Genomic DNA, 14,563 nt, shown 5'->3' with positions numbered 1-14,563 from the left:
CTTTATTCCACAATCCCCTGTAAGTTCAAGGACTTATAGGGGATTTTTAATTGGCGAATGCCCGTTGCACGACATCAACAAGTTGCTCCCTAATAGCTGGCTTTTCGTTGAGTATTGGATAGCGCTTGCAAAGCTGATTGGACAGTGCATTTCCATTCTGTCGAATACTGCGAATGATACTGTCGAGTTCGTTGTCCGGCGCTTCCAGAAATTGCTTGATGCCGGTACGGGCTTGATCGTTGGCTTTTAAGAAATGGGCTTCTTTGCGCATTTCTTGCGTTAGCGTGGTGTCGATGATTTTGGCGAGGTATTCGGTGTGCGCCGTGAGGTCTGGGTAACGCCATGCAGGAAGTGCATCATCGTAAGCCCTGAAATGAAGATTGTATTCCACGCCATCTTCAGCAATGAGCTGTTCGCCAAAATGGTATTGGTCGGCATATTTGCGCATCAGTGGGCGCGAAAAACGCTCCAGGACTTTGTCGTAGGCAGCTAGCGCCTGGGTGCTGTTCGCGATAGTGGCCGATACGGGCAGAATAATCGGCGTGGGGACCAGCCCATCGCGTCGCAAAATGTCATTGATTAAAAAGCGCGAAATTCGGCCATTGCCATCTGCCATCGGATGAATATAGACAAAGCCGAAAGAAGCGACTGCTGCACGCACGATTGATGATTTACCTTGACTGCGCTCCAGAAAATGCGCCAGCCCAGAGAGGAGGGAGTTTGTTTGTTCCCAATGCGGCGCGATGTAATCAACAACCGCTTGATAATGAGCTGAATGCCCAACGTAAACAGGAGAGCGGCGCAATCCGTAGCGCAGAGCCATATCGCCCAAAATACCGCGTTGCAGTAAGCTCAAGGTTTCAGGGGTGAGTGGGTTGTCGTGTCGCCCGCACTCGTTTTCCATGACTGCGGCAAAGCGGCGAATACGGTCTTCTTTATCTTGTTCGCGCTCAATCATAAAACTGGCGCGGCTCTCTTTGACGGTTAACCAGACTGTGCTGCGCAAAATCAGATCAACGCCGAAATCCGCCTCCAGCTCAGCGAGTTTGGCTGACAAATTATAGGTCTCAGTCGCTTGAATGGCGGCAGTTCGACGAACGATAGGACAGTAATCGCGATTGCCTGGCAGATTGTCGCGAACACGCCAGCGCGGACAATTGATCGGTTTGCCGACCAGATACAGTTCGGAATCGAGTGCATCAATGTAGTTACCTCGCGTCAGATTGGGTGCATCCAGCGTGTCATCAAATAGCCATTCATATAGGAAGCAGGCACGGCGAGCATAACTTCCCGTTGGTTCTCGTGCAATCCATTGTTCCAACTCTTGTTTTACCGAAGCTTGGGAAAAGAGCCGAGCCAGAAATTCCAGATGGATGCCTTCATATTTGAAAGCAAAAGCCAGTTGCTCACAAAAAGTGTCAAGAGGTCGGTACGATTCTGGGTAAACTTCAAAACGTACATCACCGTCACTCGACGTGGAGCGGTTACGCCCGATTTCACTTTGTACGACCAACGGGTGTACCGTGTGAAGATTGTAGGTGATTGATAGCCATTGATACCCAATCTCAGCCATAAAATCGATTACTCCGCTATAAAAACAGTTACAAACTTAATATTTTTAATAAAAATGATTATAGTAGATGGATTATGGGTCGACAAGCTTTGTTAGTTTGTTTGTACTGCGGTGAACTAGAAGGGTGAAAAACTTTATGAAGTGGACGCCTTGATTCTGAAAAGGTATCCACTACAAAAGTCGGCTCTTTTTCAGTCGTTAAGAACCACTGAGTCTCTGCCGAGAACACCAAAATTTTTGCCGAAACTCGTTAGAGTGCCGTAGCTAATGCAAAAAAGGCCAAGAAATGACCATCGATACCAAAATTCATCATGTAACAAAGCCTGGAGCAAACCTGTTCTTGAAACTGGGCTTTACACCTGACGAGGCCAAGCTTTTACAAGCAACATCTCGGAAACAGATCAATGACACCCAGCTATTAAAACAACAACTGATGGAAGAGCTCACTACCTGGATTTCGGAACATCACCTGAAACAAGCCGATGTCGCCGAAATACTCATGGTCTCACGTCCACGAGTTTCTGACGTAGTAAACAAAAAGACTGCCAAGTTCACCATTGATACACTGGTAGAAATGCTCAGCCGCGTTGGCAAACCAGTTCGCTTGATGGTTGACTCACATCAATAAATAGGGTCAGAGTCAAATAATTCAAAGCGGCGCTTACCGCGAGCGGATTGATGCGAATTATGCGGCACGGTAAAAAACATTAATCGACAATAATCAGGGGGATAGCGATAACGCTTCCCCCCTTTTGTTTGTGGTGTAAGCAAACAAACCGGCGGATCAGATTTTTAATTCAGCGAGAAGCAGTTTATGACGCAACGTCAACAAAAGAACTTTCAATAGTCTGTTTTAGTTATTGCGACCATACGCCAATGGCGTATAATTGAGAAGATGGAATTTATAGAAACCCCGACATTCACTCGCCTGCTTCTCGATTTGCTTACCGATGACGAGTACGCTCGTCTGCAAAATGTTTTGGTTGAAAACCCGGAACAAGGTGACATCATCAAGGGTGGCGGGGGAATCCGTAAATTACGTTATGCGCAGCCTGGTCGTGGCAAGAGCGGCGGGGTTCGGGTGATTTATTACTGGCTCAGCGACGATCATCAGATTTACATGCTGCTAATTTATCCAAAGTCAAAAAAAGACAATCTAACTGATCGGGAAACCGCATTCCTACGTGAATTTGTGAAGGAGTTATGAAGATGGAACAGACATTATTCGATGACCTAGTACAAAGCCTGAAAGAAGCCAAGGCAATTGCTCATGGAGAAGCCGCTGCCTCGCGCCGAATCAAGGTAGCACCACCTGATGTAAAGGCCGTACGAGAACAAATCGGGCTGTCGCAAAGCGAATTTGCCCGCTTGATGCGAGTCAGTATCAAGACACTACAAAACTGGGAGCAACATCGGCGCAACCCCACGGGTCCTGCAGCTGCGTTGCTCAAGATTGTACTGACAGCGCCTGATGTTGCGCTAAAGACCTTGCACTCCTGATCTGGCAGAATAAACAGGGCTTGGGTCAAATTAATATAGAGCTTGATGCCAACAACCCAACATGATGTGAAACATTACTCGATGATAATCAGGGGATAACGATAACGCTTCCCCCTTTTGTTTGTGGATTGGCAAACAAACCGTTGTAATAAACAACAATAATTAGGGTCAGAGTCAAATTAATTAGAGCACCCTATTGTCAATCACTCACCCTTAGAAAGTCAGGCAATTCTCAATATCACGAGCTGTCAAAGTGGGATAAATTACTCCGCGTTACCATACTCCCCATCAAAATCCGCGCAATATCACAAAAAGTATGAATTTTCCTCATTTACTGGCCAGTACGTTTTCAGTAATGCCTCGTCTTATCGATAGAATGTGGCTTTCCTGTTTTAAGCATGAGTCTTGTTTGTGAACATACTGGTCAATGGTCGTTTTTTTGGTCGCGCCTCTACTGGCGTAGATCGCTTTGCATTAGAGACTCTTAAAGCAATCGACCAATTGCTGATTGACAATGACGATTGCGTCAAAGGTTTGACTTTTGAGATCCTGGTGCCACCAGGTGTTGTACCATCCATTACTTTTGCCAAAATCAGTTTTCGCTCTGTGGGCTCATGCGGTGGTCAGCGTTGGGAACAGACCGTCTTACCGTGGCAAGTCAAACAAGGGCAGCTGTTGTTGAGCCTGTGCAATACCGCACCCCTTATGCTGCGCCGTCAGGTGGTGGTGATCCACGATGCGACAACCGTCCGCATTCCAATTTCATACAGCAAGGCATTTCGAACCTGGTATCGCTTTTTGATGCCTGCCCTGGGCAAGATGGCGCGTCAGATCATGACTGTCTCGGAGTTTTCGCGTCAAGAAATAGCGCGGTGTTTTGGTATTGATATCAACAAGATCAGCGTGACACACAATGGTTGCGAGCATGTGCAGCGAGTTGCAGAGAGTCCGGACATTTTGACTCGCAGCAATTTGTCGCAACGGCCCTATGTGCTGGCGGTGAGCAGTATGGCCGCGCATAAAAACTTCAAGCTGGTTTTACAGGCACTGGCGTTGTTACCCAATAAGCAGTTTGATGTTGCCATTGCTGGCGGTGCCAATGCCAAGGTGTTTGGGTCGGCAGGGCAGCTTGATAACAATCAGGTTCACTGGCTCGGCTATGTGAGTGATGAAGAACTGAAAACCCTGTACAGCAAAGCCATGTGCTTTGTTTTTCCATCCCTCTATGAAGGCTTTGGTATTCCGCCACTGGAAGCCATGACATTGGGCTGCCCCGTACTGGCTTCAAATGCTGCCTCCATTCCTGAGGTATGCGGTGATGCTGCACGCTATTTTGATCCTCATGATGCACAAGGTCTGGCCGAACAATTGAACAGACTGGCAACAGATAGCGCGCTCCGGCAAACCATGTCAGAAAAAGGGTTGCAGCGTGCGGCACAATTTACCTGGTTGGACTCGGCTAGAAAAGTCGTGGCAACATGCAGAAAGGCTAGTGATGACTGATGCAATAAATAAAGTGACCGCTGACAAAGGTTGTCTGATTCTGCATTGCGCCGAAGTGGTCAAAGGTGGGACGGCCACTTATTTGCGTGAGCTGTTGCCTTTGCAACGCGCCGCTTTTGGGCCTGGCCGGATTCATGTGATTGTTCCAGAGTCTCATGCAGATCAACTGGTTGTGCCTGATGGCGTTGGTGTCACCATCTTCAAAGACTCGCCCAAACGGGCTATCCGTGCGTTTAAGCTGGCCGCGGTTGTCAAACAACTGGTAAATGAACTTAAGCCTCAGATTGTGCACATTCATAGTACCTTTGCCGGGGCAACTGTCAGGCCATTCCTCGCACTCACGAGCCATCGCCCAAAGGTGATTTACTGTGCTCATGGCTGGGCATTTGATCGCGCGATGTCCTCATTTGGACGCTGGGTTGTGATATCAGTGGAACGTTCTTTGGCTATGCTGTGCGACAAGATTGTCTGCATTTCCAATCATGATAAAAAAATCGCGATTGAAGTCGGCATTCGTACAGATAAGCTGGTTGTAGCGCGCAACGGCATTGCCCGGGAAATGCCCGCCTGCAGCGCACCTCAGCCAGTATGGAACAGCCCAGGATTGCGCGTGCTTTTTATTGGACGATTTGATCGCCAAAAAGGTGTTGATGTTTTTTTTGCGGCGATGAGTACCATGCAAAATGAAGTGACTGCCTTTGCCATTGGTGCCGCCGTGATTGATGGCACTGTCTTGCCGGCAACCCCACCCAATATCACCTGCCCCGGCTGGGTCAAACTGGAAAACATGCCGATTTATCTGGAAATGGCCGATGTGATCGTCGTTCCATCCCGCTGGGAAGGTTTTGGCCTGATTGCCGTTGAAGCCATGCGCGCCGGTTTGGCAGTGATTGCTTCACGCGTTGGTGGTTTGGCCGAAGTCGTGGAAGAAGGTGTCACAGGTTTTCTGGTTGAGCCAGACAAGCCTGAAGAGATCGTCAACATTTTACGCACGGTAACACGCGAGCAATTGCACGAAATGGGTAATGCCGGCCGAGAACATTTCTTGAATGAATTTACCAGTGATCGCCTCCATCGCGAGCTATGTGAGGTGTATGGTTTGCCAGTATCGCTAAACAGCTAACCATTTAGCAAAGTCCAGAATTTAAACTTCTCTGAAAATGACCATGACACAACGTAAAGGCATTATTTTGGCAGGCGGCTCGGGCACGCGCCTGCATCCGGTGACATTGGCGGTATCCAAGCAGTTGATGCCGGTCTATGACAAACCCATGATCTATTACCCGCTGTCGACGCTGCTGTTGGCGGGGATTCGCGATATTTTGATCATCTCCACCCCGCAGGACACACCACGTTTTGAGCAATTGCTCGGTGACGGCAAGGCCTGGGGCATCAATCTGCAGTACGCGGTGCAGCCCTCGCCCGATGGCCTGGCACAAGCCTTTGTGATTGGCGCCGACTTTTTGGGTGACAGCCCGGCCGCGCTGGTACTGGGTGACAATATTTTTTACGGGCACGACCTGGCCAAGCGGCTCAAGCTGGCGGGTGAGCAAACCACCGGGGCAACGGTATTCACCTACCCCGTGCTTGATCCGGAGCGTTATGGCGTGGCCGAGTTTGATGCCAACGGCAAAGTACTGTCATTGGAAGAAAAGCCCACCAAACCCAAGAGCCGTTACGCAGTGACTGGCTTGTATTTTTATGACCAGCAGGTGGTGCAGTTTGCGCGTGACCTCAAGCCATCGCTGCGTGGCGAGCTGGAAATTACCGATCTGAACAAGATTTATCTGGAACGCGACCAACTCAATGTGCAATTGATGGGGCGCGGCGATGCCTGGCTGGATACCGGCACGCATGACTCGTTGATTGAAGCCGGTCAGTTTATTCAAACGCTGGAAAAACGTCAGGGCTTGAAAATTGCCTGTCCGGAAGAAATTTGCTGGCGCTCTGGCTGGATCCGCAACGAGCAGCTTGAAATTTTGGCAACACCACTCAAAAAGAGCGGTTACGGCCAGTATTTGATGCGCCTTTTGGAAGACAAGGTATTTTGATGTAAGACTGTCACCAATCTGTGCGCTCAAGCCGTTGCAGAGTTTGCCGCACAGGTTGGTGACAGCAGCAGGCTGGCCGCATTAGCGCCACGCGCAAAGCAGTAAAATCCAAACATTCCCACATAGAATCATTCCCATCCAGGAAATTTCCTCATGAAGATCATTCCTACTTCAATTCCCGATTTGCTGATTATTGAGCCGCAGGTTTTTGGCGATGCGCGCGGTTATTTTTACGAGAGTTTCAACGAACGCACCTTCCACGAAAAAACCGGTGTGACGCTCAAGTTTGTGCAGGACAATCATTCGCATTCGGCCAAGGGCGTATTGCGCGGCATGCATTATCAGATTCAGCAGGCCCAAGGCAAACTGGTGCGTTGCACGCGTGGCGCGGTGTATGACGCTGCCGTGGATATGCGCAAATCATCCCCCACTTTTGGCCAATGGGCTGGCGTGGAATTGTCGGAAGAAAACAAACGCATGTTCTGGATTCCACCCGGCTTTGCACATGGCTTTGTGGTGATCTCGGACGAGGCCGATTTTCTCTACAAGGCCACCGACTACTGGGCGCCCGAACACGAGCGCAGCCTGTTGTGGAATGACCCAGCGGTGGGCATTGAATGGCCGCTCGAAGGCATTACCCCTTTGCTCAAACCCAAAGATGAAAACGGCATTCCCCTCGCCCAGTGCGAAACCTACGCCTGAGCCTGAGGACTATTGATGAAACCATCGATCAAAATTCTGGTGACTGGCCAAAGTGGACAGGTTGGGTTTGAACTGGCGCGCAGCCTCTTGCCCTTGGGCGAGGTGAAAATCTGTGGCCGTACCGAAGCAGACTTGAGTCAGCCCAATAGTTTGCCCGCACTGGTGCAATCTTTTAAACCCAATGTGATTGTCAATGCGGCTGCTTATACCGCCGTGGACAAGGCCGAAGAAGAAGAAGCCCTGGCGACCACCATCAATGGCACCGCACCCGCCGTATTGGCAGCCGAAGCCAAAAAGATTGGCGCGTTGCTGATTCACTATTCCACCGATTATGTGTTTGATGGCACCGGTGATCAGCCGCATCGTGAAGATGAATTGCCCAGTCCGCTGGCTGCGTATGGCCGTTCCAAACTGGTGGGTGATATGGCGATTGAAGCCGCCGGTGGCGACTGGCTGATTTTTCGCACCACCTGGGTTTATGCTGCCCATGGCAAAAACTTCATGAAGACAATTTTGCGCCTGGCCGCTGAGCGCGAAGAATTGAAAGTGGTGGCCGACCAATACGGTGCCCCGACTCCGGCACGGCTGATTGCCGATGTGACGGCTCAGGCAATTCAGATTGCGCTGCGCGAACGTGTCGCGGGTACTTTCAAATCGGACATTTACAACCTGTCTCCACACGGTGTGACCAACTGGCATGGCTTTGCCGAGGCAATTGTTGAACAGGCACGCCTGCAAGGTTTGGCACCTGAACCCAGGGTGAGACAGATTCTGCCGATTCCGGCGAGTGAATATCCCCTGCCCGCCAAACGCCCCGCGAATTCCCGGCTGGATCTGAGCGCGATTGAAGCCCGCTTTGGCTTTACCCTGCCCGACTGGCAAACCGGCCTCAAACTCACCCTGGCCGAGCTCAAACCTTAAAAAAACTCAAATTAGGGTCAGAGTCAAATTTCCGCTAATTATTTCTCGTTTAATTTGACTCTGACCCTAATTAATTTATTTAAGTGGATAATAGATAGTCCTATAGGGTATTTTTAGTGGGTCATATATTACGCACCTGAACAGGCAGAATGATCATATACCCTACATCAGTATCACTTGTGGGAGCATATTGATTGGTTGTTGTTGTAACCCGATTCATTGCTAGAAATCATCGCCTCACCGGCCATCATGCGGCAAATTATGGTTTGTGCCAAATTTGCCGTTAGATAGCCGTCAATCCGTCATCGCTAACTTGGTCTTGTAAGGCAATGGCTTGTCGGCTGATGAAAAAACTTTCGGTTGATGTGCCAAATTCCATTCTTTGACGAAGACTTACTGCGTACCATAGCGGCTCGAGTTGAGGATATGAAAAATGAATCTGGGAACCCTTTTTGATCGCACCCCGCAAGGCCTGCTGGAAATTCGCCATCGCAGCCGCACGCTGACCCAATCCGAGCGACAGGTTTTGATTTGGGTAAATGGCAAGCGCAATATCGGCGAGCTGTACAGCATGAGCAGCGTGATCAGGTCGGAACGGATCAACCTGGCGCTGGATAAACTGCTGAAAAATGGCTTTGTATATGAAATCATGATGGCCGAACCGATTGGCGAGCTGGACGAAGAAGTTTCGATCATGGCAGATGAGCCCAGCGTTGAAGAAATCGACAATTATTTGCGCAAAGATGCCAATGATCCGGTCACCATCATGGCCAACTCGGACTATCTGGAAGATCTGACGACACAGAATTTATCCGCGCCTGACGAAGCTGCCAATATCAGTTCAACTGCAACCGCCAGCGCAACCCGTACAACATCAACCACACCCACCACCTCGACCCAATCTGAAGCCAGTCCGTCCGTCAGCGCAGCGGCGGCCAAACTCGCAAGCAAAGATCCGGATCGCAAACGCTATGAAGCTTTTATTGATGCCGAAATTGGCAAGGCGCTAGACGCCTTGCGCGATAACGCGCATTTGGGCAAAAAGGACACCCGCAGCAAAGCCCCCAAAAACAGCTGGACGAAAACCTCGGAAGATGAACAGCTGTTTGGCAGCAGTGCCCTGTTGCCGCAACTGGATCAGCCAAGCCAAATGGAAGGTAGTGACCCACTGGTTCAGCCACGTTTGTATACCGAAAACACACCGCGCATCAATGAAGATTCATTCATGACCAAGTACATTGCGCCCTTATTGCAAAAGGTGCGCAAACTGTTTGGTTGATATTTGCTTGAATAAAAGTTGTACGGTAATTATTTAAATTTTAACTTGATAAGATTTTATAAAAACCGGACTGGCCAGTCCGGTTTTTTATTTTTACAAACGCTTGAGTAAGCTAGGCGACTTATATTTATTTTTCGACTACCATCAAAACCCTTTTCCAGGAATCCAGTTAGTCCCCGCCAAAGGTATGCCAGACATGGCGGCGGCCTCAATCGTCAAGGCGACCAGATCTTCGCGTTCCAGATGGTGCACATTCTGTTTGCCACAGGCACGGGCAATGGTGGTCAATTCCATATTGAGGGTTTTCAGATAGTTTTTGACACGACGCGCACCGACATCGGGTTGCAGGCGTTGCTCCAATATCGCATCCTGCGTAGTCACGCCGACCGGGCATTTACCGGTATGACAATGGTGACAAAAGCCAGGCGTAGTGCCAAGTTTGGCATAGTCTTCCACGGCTGAATAATGTTCACCATTTTGGACGTAGGTATCGCTATTGCAACCCAGCGCCATCAAAATGCCCTGACCAATCGCCACCGCGTCAGCACCCATGGCCAGCGCCTTGGCAACATCGGCACCGGTACGAATGCCGCCCGAGACGATCAGCTGCACCTGATCTTTCATATTTAAATCTTCCAGCGCTTCGACTGCTTGCTTTACCGCGGCCAAGGTAGGTATGCCCACATGCTCGATGAAGCAGCTCTGGCTGGCGGCCGTACCACCCTGCATGCCGTCGAGCACCACCACATCGGCACCGGAATGCACCGCCAGTTTGACGTCGTTAAAGGTACGTGATGCACCCACCTTGACGTAGATGGGGATCTGCCAATCGGTCAGCTCACGCAGCTCCTTGATCTTGATGGCCAGATCATCAGGGCCAGTCCAGTCTGGATGACGTGAGGCGGAACGTTGATCGACGCCCTCGGGCAAGGTGCGCATTTTGGCAACCCGTGGGTTGACCTTTTGGCCCAGCAACATACCGCCGCCGCCCGGTTTGGCACCTTGACCAATCACTATTTCAATCGCATTGGCCTTGCGCACATCATTGGGGTTAAAGCCATAGCGTGATGGCAGGCATTGATAGACCAGGAGCCTGGATGATTCACGCTCTTCGGGTGTCATGCCGCCATCGCCAGTTGTTGTTGTTGTGCCGACTTCGGTAGCGGCGCGGCCGAGGGATTCTTTTACGTTGGCCGATAAAGCACCAAAGCTCATGCCGGCAATCGTGATGGGGATATCCAGCTCAATTGGCTTTTTGGCAAAGCGCGTACCGAGGATGGTTTTGGTATGACATTTTTCGCGATAGCCTTCGAGCGGATAGCGCGACATGGAGGCGCCCAGAAATACCAGGTCATCAAAGTGCGGCAGCTTGCGTTTGGCACCAAGGCCACGAATTTCATACAGGCCGGTAGCGGCAGCATGCTGGATATAGTCGATCGTCTTGCGATCATATCCCCAGCTTTCTTCACGCGACAGATGTTGTGGATGCGCTGGGATAGGATGGATCTCAATGGGCTTGTTCATGATGGTTTCCGATGATTGACTGATGGTTTTCAGATTCGTTTTGCCAAGTCAGGGTTGATCGATATCTTGCTGTATACCCGCAGCATGGATAGCCAGATCAATATTCAAATTTCAATCAATACTCCTGATTGGCATCGGCATTCCAGTGATACAAGGTGCGTGCCGAAGCAATCCGCTTGAAGTCCTTGGCATCATGGTCAAGCCCGGCTGCCTTGAGCAGTTGTGCTACCGCGTCGTAATCTGCGGGTGTCATGGCTTCAAACTGCGCATCGGCACCCAACGATTTCACCGAGCCTTTGAGGTAGATGACTGCCTCATAGAGCGAGTCACCGAGCGCATCACCGGCGTCACCACAAATCACCAGACGACCGGCCTGGGCCATAAATGCCGAAAAGCTGCCGACTGAGCCGCCCACCACAATGTCACCACCCTTGAGTGAAATGCCACAGCGCAGCGATGCATCACCCTGAATCACCAGCAAGCCGCCGTGTGCCGAAGCACCCGCCGAGACGCTGGCAAAGCCTTTAACAACCACCTGGCCAGACATCATGTTTTCTGCGACGCCCGGGCCGGCGTTGCCCGTGATGGTGATATTGGCCAATTGGTTCATGCCCGCGGCGTAATAACCTGCATGGCCTTCAATGGTGACATCGACCTCACTGTTTAAGCCCACCGCAATATTGTGCGCCCCATCGGGATGGGTAATGCTCACACGCTTGGCGGGCATCTCGGCCTGATGCAGATATTGGTTGATCTCACGCAATGGCGTGGTTGCCAGATCAAAGGTCACCATGGACTCGTTGCTCATCACGTTATTCATCAATAGCTCAGCCATGAATGCTCCAGGAATAGATGTGTTCGGGCTTGGGTTCAAACAGGGTGGCATGTTGTACGCCCGGCAGTTTGGCCAGTGAGCGAAACTCCGAAGAGATGGCGACATAGTCATCCGTCTCGGCGACTACCGCCGGTTTGCAGGCAAAGGGATCACGCACCAGCGCCAGCTTGTCGGCAGTGCCCATCAAGAAAGTGTAAAAACCATCAAAGGCTTCAAAACCCTGATGCAAGGCGGCTTCGAGATCATCACCTTCACGCATGCGCCATTCGAGGTAGCGACAGGCGGCTTCGGTATCGCAGTCACCATCAAATTCAATACCGAGTGGTTCCAGTTTTTTGCGAATCTGATACGGGTTGGAGAGCGAGCCGTTATGCACCAGACAGAAGTCTTCACCTGCGGTATAGGGATGGGCGTTTTCTGGGGTCACCGCCGACTCGGTGGCCATACGAGTATGTCCAACCAGATGCGTGCCTTGCAGTTGGGTAAAGGCATAGCGCGCGGCGATATCGGCGGGCAGGCCGACGTCTTTGTAGAGATCAATCGCACTCCCCGTTGAGAGCACGTGCACAATTGGCTCGTTGTGCTTGAGCCAGGCTTTGACGCGGGCCGGTGATTGGTTGATGGTAAGCACAGCATGATTGCCGACCGTATCCATGGCGGCTCTGGCATCCACACCTTGTTGAAGGCGTGCGAGTAAAGCGGGCCAGTCATAACTCGCACCGACCTGGCCCTCGCCACTATAGAGCGAGAGTTTTTTATGACCACTGGCCACCGGCTCGGTAAAGACGGCCATGCCGGCTGAATCGGGGCCGCGCTCGGTCATGCCGATCAACATCGGCAACATCAACTCACCCAACTGCTCGCGCATGGCGGGCTTTTTAATCAACAATCCTACGATGCCACACATGGCTTTTCCTTTCACTGCCCGTCTTTCGACTTTTCAATCACAAAAAATATACTGATTGGATGTATAAAAATAGAGCCAATATTTACGCACTTAATAAGACATATTTAAATGGTACTAATAGGGAGTACCAATGAAATAAAGGATTAAAGGGCCTTTCATGAGTGCTGATAAAAGCGCTTGATTACACAACTTAACTGCTCAACTTAACTGCACAGATTGATTCGCCGCCTAGAAAAATTCCAGATAACGCTTTTGCTCCCAGTCCGACACATGACGGCTGTACTCGACCCACTCCATCCGCTTGATATTGATGAACTCGGCCACCAGCTTGTCGCCCAAGGCTGCCTGAATCACACTATCGGCTTCCAGTGCTGCAATCGCTTCGCCCAGGTTTTGTGGCAAGAGGCTGATGCCCTTTTCTGCAATCTGTTGTGGCGTCCAGGTGTAAAGGTTTTCATTGATGGGATCACCCGGATCAATCTGCTTGGCCACACCATCCATGCCCGCAGCTAAAATGGCGGCCGTGGCCAGATAAGGATTGCATGAGCCATCGGGCAGACGAAATTCAATTCGACCATAGGGGATGCGCACGCAGGCGGTCCGGTTGTTGTCGCCATAAGCTACATAAGCCGGTGCCCAGGTAGCCCCTGACAAGGCGCGGCCAACGACCAGGCGCTTGTATGAGTTGATGGTCGGTGCGCAGATGGCGGCCAGTGCGCGCGCATGCTTGAGCAAACCACCACTGAACCAATAACCCATTTGCGACAGGCCAAGACCATGTTTATCACTGGCATCGTGAAACAGGTTTTTGCTGGTTTGATTGGCCAATGAAATATGGAAATGCGTACCCGTGCCCGTACGATTGGAAAATGGCTTGGGCATGAAGGTGGCCACCATATTCATTTGCCTGGCAATCTCACTTGCAGCCATCTTGAAGAAGACCAGATTGTCGGCACTCTTCAAGGCGTCGGCATACGTGAAGTTGATTTCAAACTGACCATTGGCATCTTCATGATCGATCTGGTAAACATCCAGCCCGCCCGCCTTGCAGCCCTGGGTCAACCTGTCGAGATACTCGGCCTGCCGCAACAGGCCTTTGTAGTCGTAGCAGGGTTTTTCCAGATCATCACTGTTCTCGGCCGGGCCCAAGGTGCCATCGGGCTGGCGAGCCAACAGCATGAACTCTGGCTCCAGGCCGGTATACATGGTGAGACCCTGTTCTGCCAAGGCATCAAGCTGACGCTTCAAGACCACCCTTGAACAATATTCATAAGGCTGTCCCTTGACATGACCATAGCAGGCCATGCGTGCAAAGCCGGGCTGCCAGGGCATGGGAGCCAGCGTACTCAAATCACCAATGGCCATATAGTCGGGGCTGTTGGGTTGCATGCCCATACCCCACAAGGCAAAGCCTGCAAAACCGGCACCGTCGGTCAACACCATGTCAAGATGTTCAACCGGCACCGCCTTGCTTTTGGCGGCACCATGAATATCGACAAACTGCGCCAGAATGTACTTGATCTGGTGATCCTTGAAAAACTGCTGAGCCTGCTCTGGGGTCATGAATGTTCCTCCGTTAGAACATAAGTAGTCTTGTCAGGGACAAGACGGGTAACACGACAATCGGTCGTCAACCAACAAAAACCTTGCATTCAATCTTGCTGTGCCTGTGTCCATCATCAGATCACAACCCTATTTAAATTTTGACTAATCTCATTCAATTGCAACGACTCAGTCACCGTTGCTCAGTCACACTGAATCAGTCACA

General features: G+C 50.8%; 14 protein-coding genes. 9 read left to right on the top strand and 5 right to left on the bottom strand.

Going from position 1 to position 14,563, the window contains the following annotated elements:
• Positions 1 to 46 precede the first annotated feature (46 nt).
• Entirely contained in the window at positions 47 to 1,573 is a 1,527-nt protein-coding gene (locus ACMYR3_RS00130; protein WP_424193346.1) for a Fic family protein, read from the bottom strand.
• A gap of 286 nt (positions 1,574 to 1,859) precedes the next feature.
• Here ACMYR3_RS00130 and ACMYR3_RS00125 point away from each other — a divergent pair, with 286 nt between their 5' ends.
• The 9 genes from ACMYR3_RS00125 (at position 1,860) to ACMYR3_RS00085 (ending at position 9,529) form a co-directional block, all read left to right on the top strand.
• On the top strand, positions 1,860 to 2,201 hold the full coding sequence (locus ACMYR3_RS00125; protein WP_424193344.1) for a helix-turn-helix domain-containing protein: 342 nt from the start codon (positions 1,860 to 1,862) through the stop codon (positions 2,199 to 2,201).
• A 267-nt stretch (positions 2,202 to 2,468) separates the two neighbouring features.
• Positions 2,469 to 2,780: a type II toxin-antitoxin system RelE/ParE family toxin gene (locus tag ACMYR3_RS00120; RefSeq protein WP_424193342.1), complete on the top strand. Its 312-nt coding sequence runs from the start codon at positions 2,469 to 2,471 to the stop codon at positions 2,778 to 2,780.
• 2 nt (positions 2,781 to 2,782) lie between these two features.
• On the top strand, positions 2,783 to 3,073 hold the full coding sequence (gene nadS, locus ACMYR3_RS00115) for a NadS family protein (protein ID WP_424193340.1): 291 nt from the start codon (positions 2,783 to 2,785) through the stop codon (positions 3,071 to 3,073).
• Positions 3,074 to 3,484: 411 nt separating this feature from the next.
• Entirely contained in the window at positions 3,485 to 4,576 is a 1,092-nt protein-coding gene (locus ACMYR3_RS00110; protein ID WP_424196285.1) for a glycosyltransferase family 4 protein, read from the top strand.
• On the top strand, positions 4,569 to 5,699 hold the full coding sequence (locus ACMYR3_RS00105; RefSeq protein WP_424193338.1) for a glycosyltransferase: 1,131 nt from the start codon (positions 4,569 to 4,571) through the stop codon (positions 5,697 to 5,699). Before ACMYR3_RS00110 ends, ACMYR3_RS00105 begins: the two co-directional genes overlap by 8 nt.
• Positions 5,700 to 5,742: 43 nt before the next feature.
• Positions 5,743 to 6,627, top strand: a complete 885-nt coding sequence (gene rfbA, locus ACMYR3_RS00100; RefSeq protein ID WP_424193336.1) for a glucose-1-phosphate thymidylyltransferase RfbA — start codon at positions 5,743 to 5,745, stop codon at positions 6,625 to 6,627.
• A gap of 153 nt (positions 6,628 to 6,780) precedes the next feature.
• Positions 6,781 to 7,329: a dTDP-4-dehydrorhamnose 3,5-epimerase gene (gene rfbC / locus ACMYR3_RS00095; RefSeq protein ID WP_424193334.1), complete on the top strand. Its 549-nt coding sequence runs from the start codon at positions 6,781 to 6,783 to the stop codon at positions 7,327 to 7,329.
• A gap of 27 nt (positions 7,330 to 7,356) precedes the next feature.
• Positions 7,357 to 8,250, top strand: a complete 894-nt coding sequence (rfbD, locus tag ACMYR3_RS00090; RefSeq protein ID WP_424196284.1) for a dTDP-4-dehydrorhamnose reductase — start codon at positions 7,357 to 7,359, stop codon at positions 8,248 to 8,250.
• A 433-nt stretch (positions 8,251 to 8,683) separates the two neighbouring features.
• The gene (locus ACMYR3_RS00085; RefSeq protein ID WP_424193332.1) at positions 8,684 to 9,529 is read left to right on the top strand and encodes a hypothetical protein; all 846 of its coding nucleotides are present in this window, start codon (positions 8,684 to 8,686) and stop codon (positions 9,527 to 9,529) included.
• A gap of 144 nt (positions 9,530 to 9,673) precedes the next feature.
• Here ACMYR3_RS00085 and ACMYR3_RS00080 read toward each other — a convergent pair whose 3' ends face one another.
• The 4 genes from ACMYR3_RS00080 to glnT form a co-directional block, all read right to left on the bottom strand.
• Complete coding sequence (locus tag ACMYR3_RS00080) at positions 9,674 to 11,053, bottom strand: FMN-binding glutamate synthase family protein (RefSeq protein ID WP_424193330.1); 1,380 nt, start codon at positions 11,051 to 11,053, stop codon at positions 9,674 to 9,676.
• Positions 11,054 to 11,168: 115 nt separating this feature from the next.
• The gene (locus tag ACMYR3_RS00075; RefSeq protein WP_424193328.1) at positions 11,169 to 11,888 is read right to left on the bottom strand and encodes a protein glxC; all 720 of its coding nucleotides are present in this window, start codon (positions 11,886 to 11,888) and stop codon (positions 11,169 to 11,171) included.
• Entirely contained in the window at positions 11,881 to 12,795 is a 915-nt protein-coding gene (locus tag ACMYR3_RS00070) for a class II glutamine amidotransferase (RefSeq protein WP_424193326.1), read from the bottom strand. The genes ACMYR3_RS00075 and ACMYR3_RS00070 overlap by 8 nt, the downstream gene beginning before the upstream one ends.
• 228 nt (positions 12,796 to 13,023) lie before the next feature.
• Positions 13,024 to 14,358, bottom strand: coding sequence for a type III glutamate--ammonia ligase (glnT, locus tag ACMYR3_RS00065; RefSeq protein ID WP_424193324.1), 1,335 nt, complete (start codon positions 14,356 to 14,358; stop codon positions 13,024 to 13,026).
• Positions 14,359 to 14,563 lie beyond the last annotated feature (205 nt).

Origin of the sequence: Ampullimonas aquatilis, assembly GCF_049675895.1 — a bacterium.
Taxonomy (GTDB): domain Bacteria; phylum Pseudomonadota; class Gammaproteobacteria; order Burkholderiales; family Burkholderiaceae_D; genus Ampullimonas; species Ampullimonas aquatilis.
The sequence above is the reverse complement of the archived record's forward strand: the minus strand, read 5'-3'. Positions and strand labels throughout refer to the sequence as shown.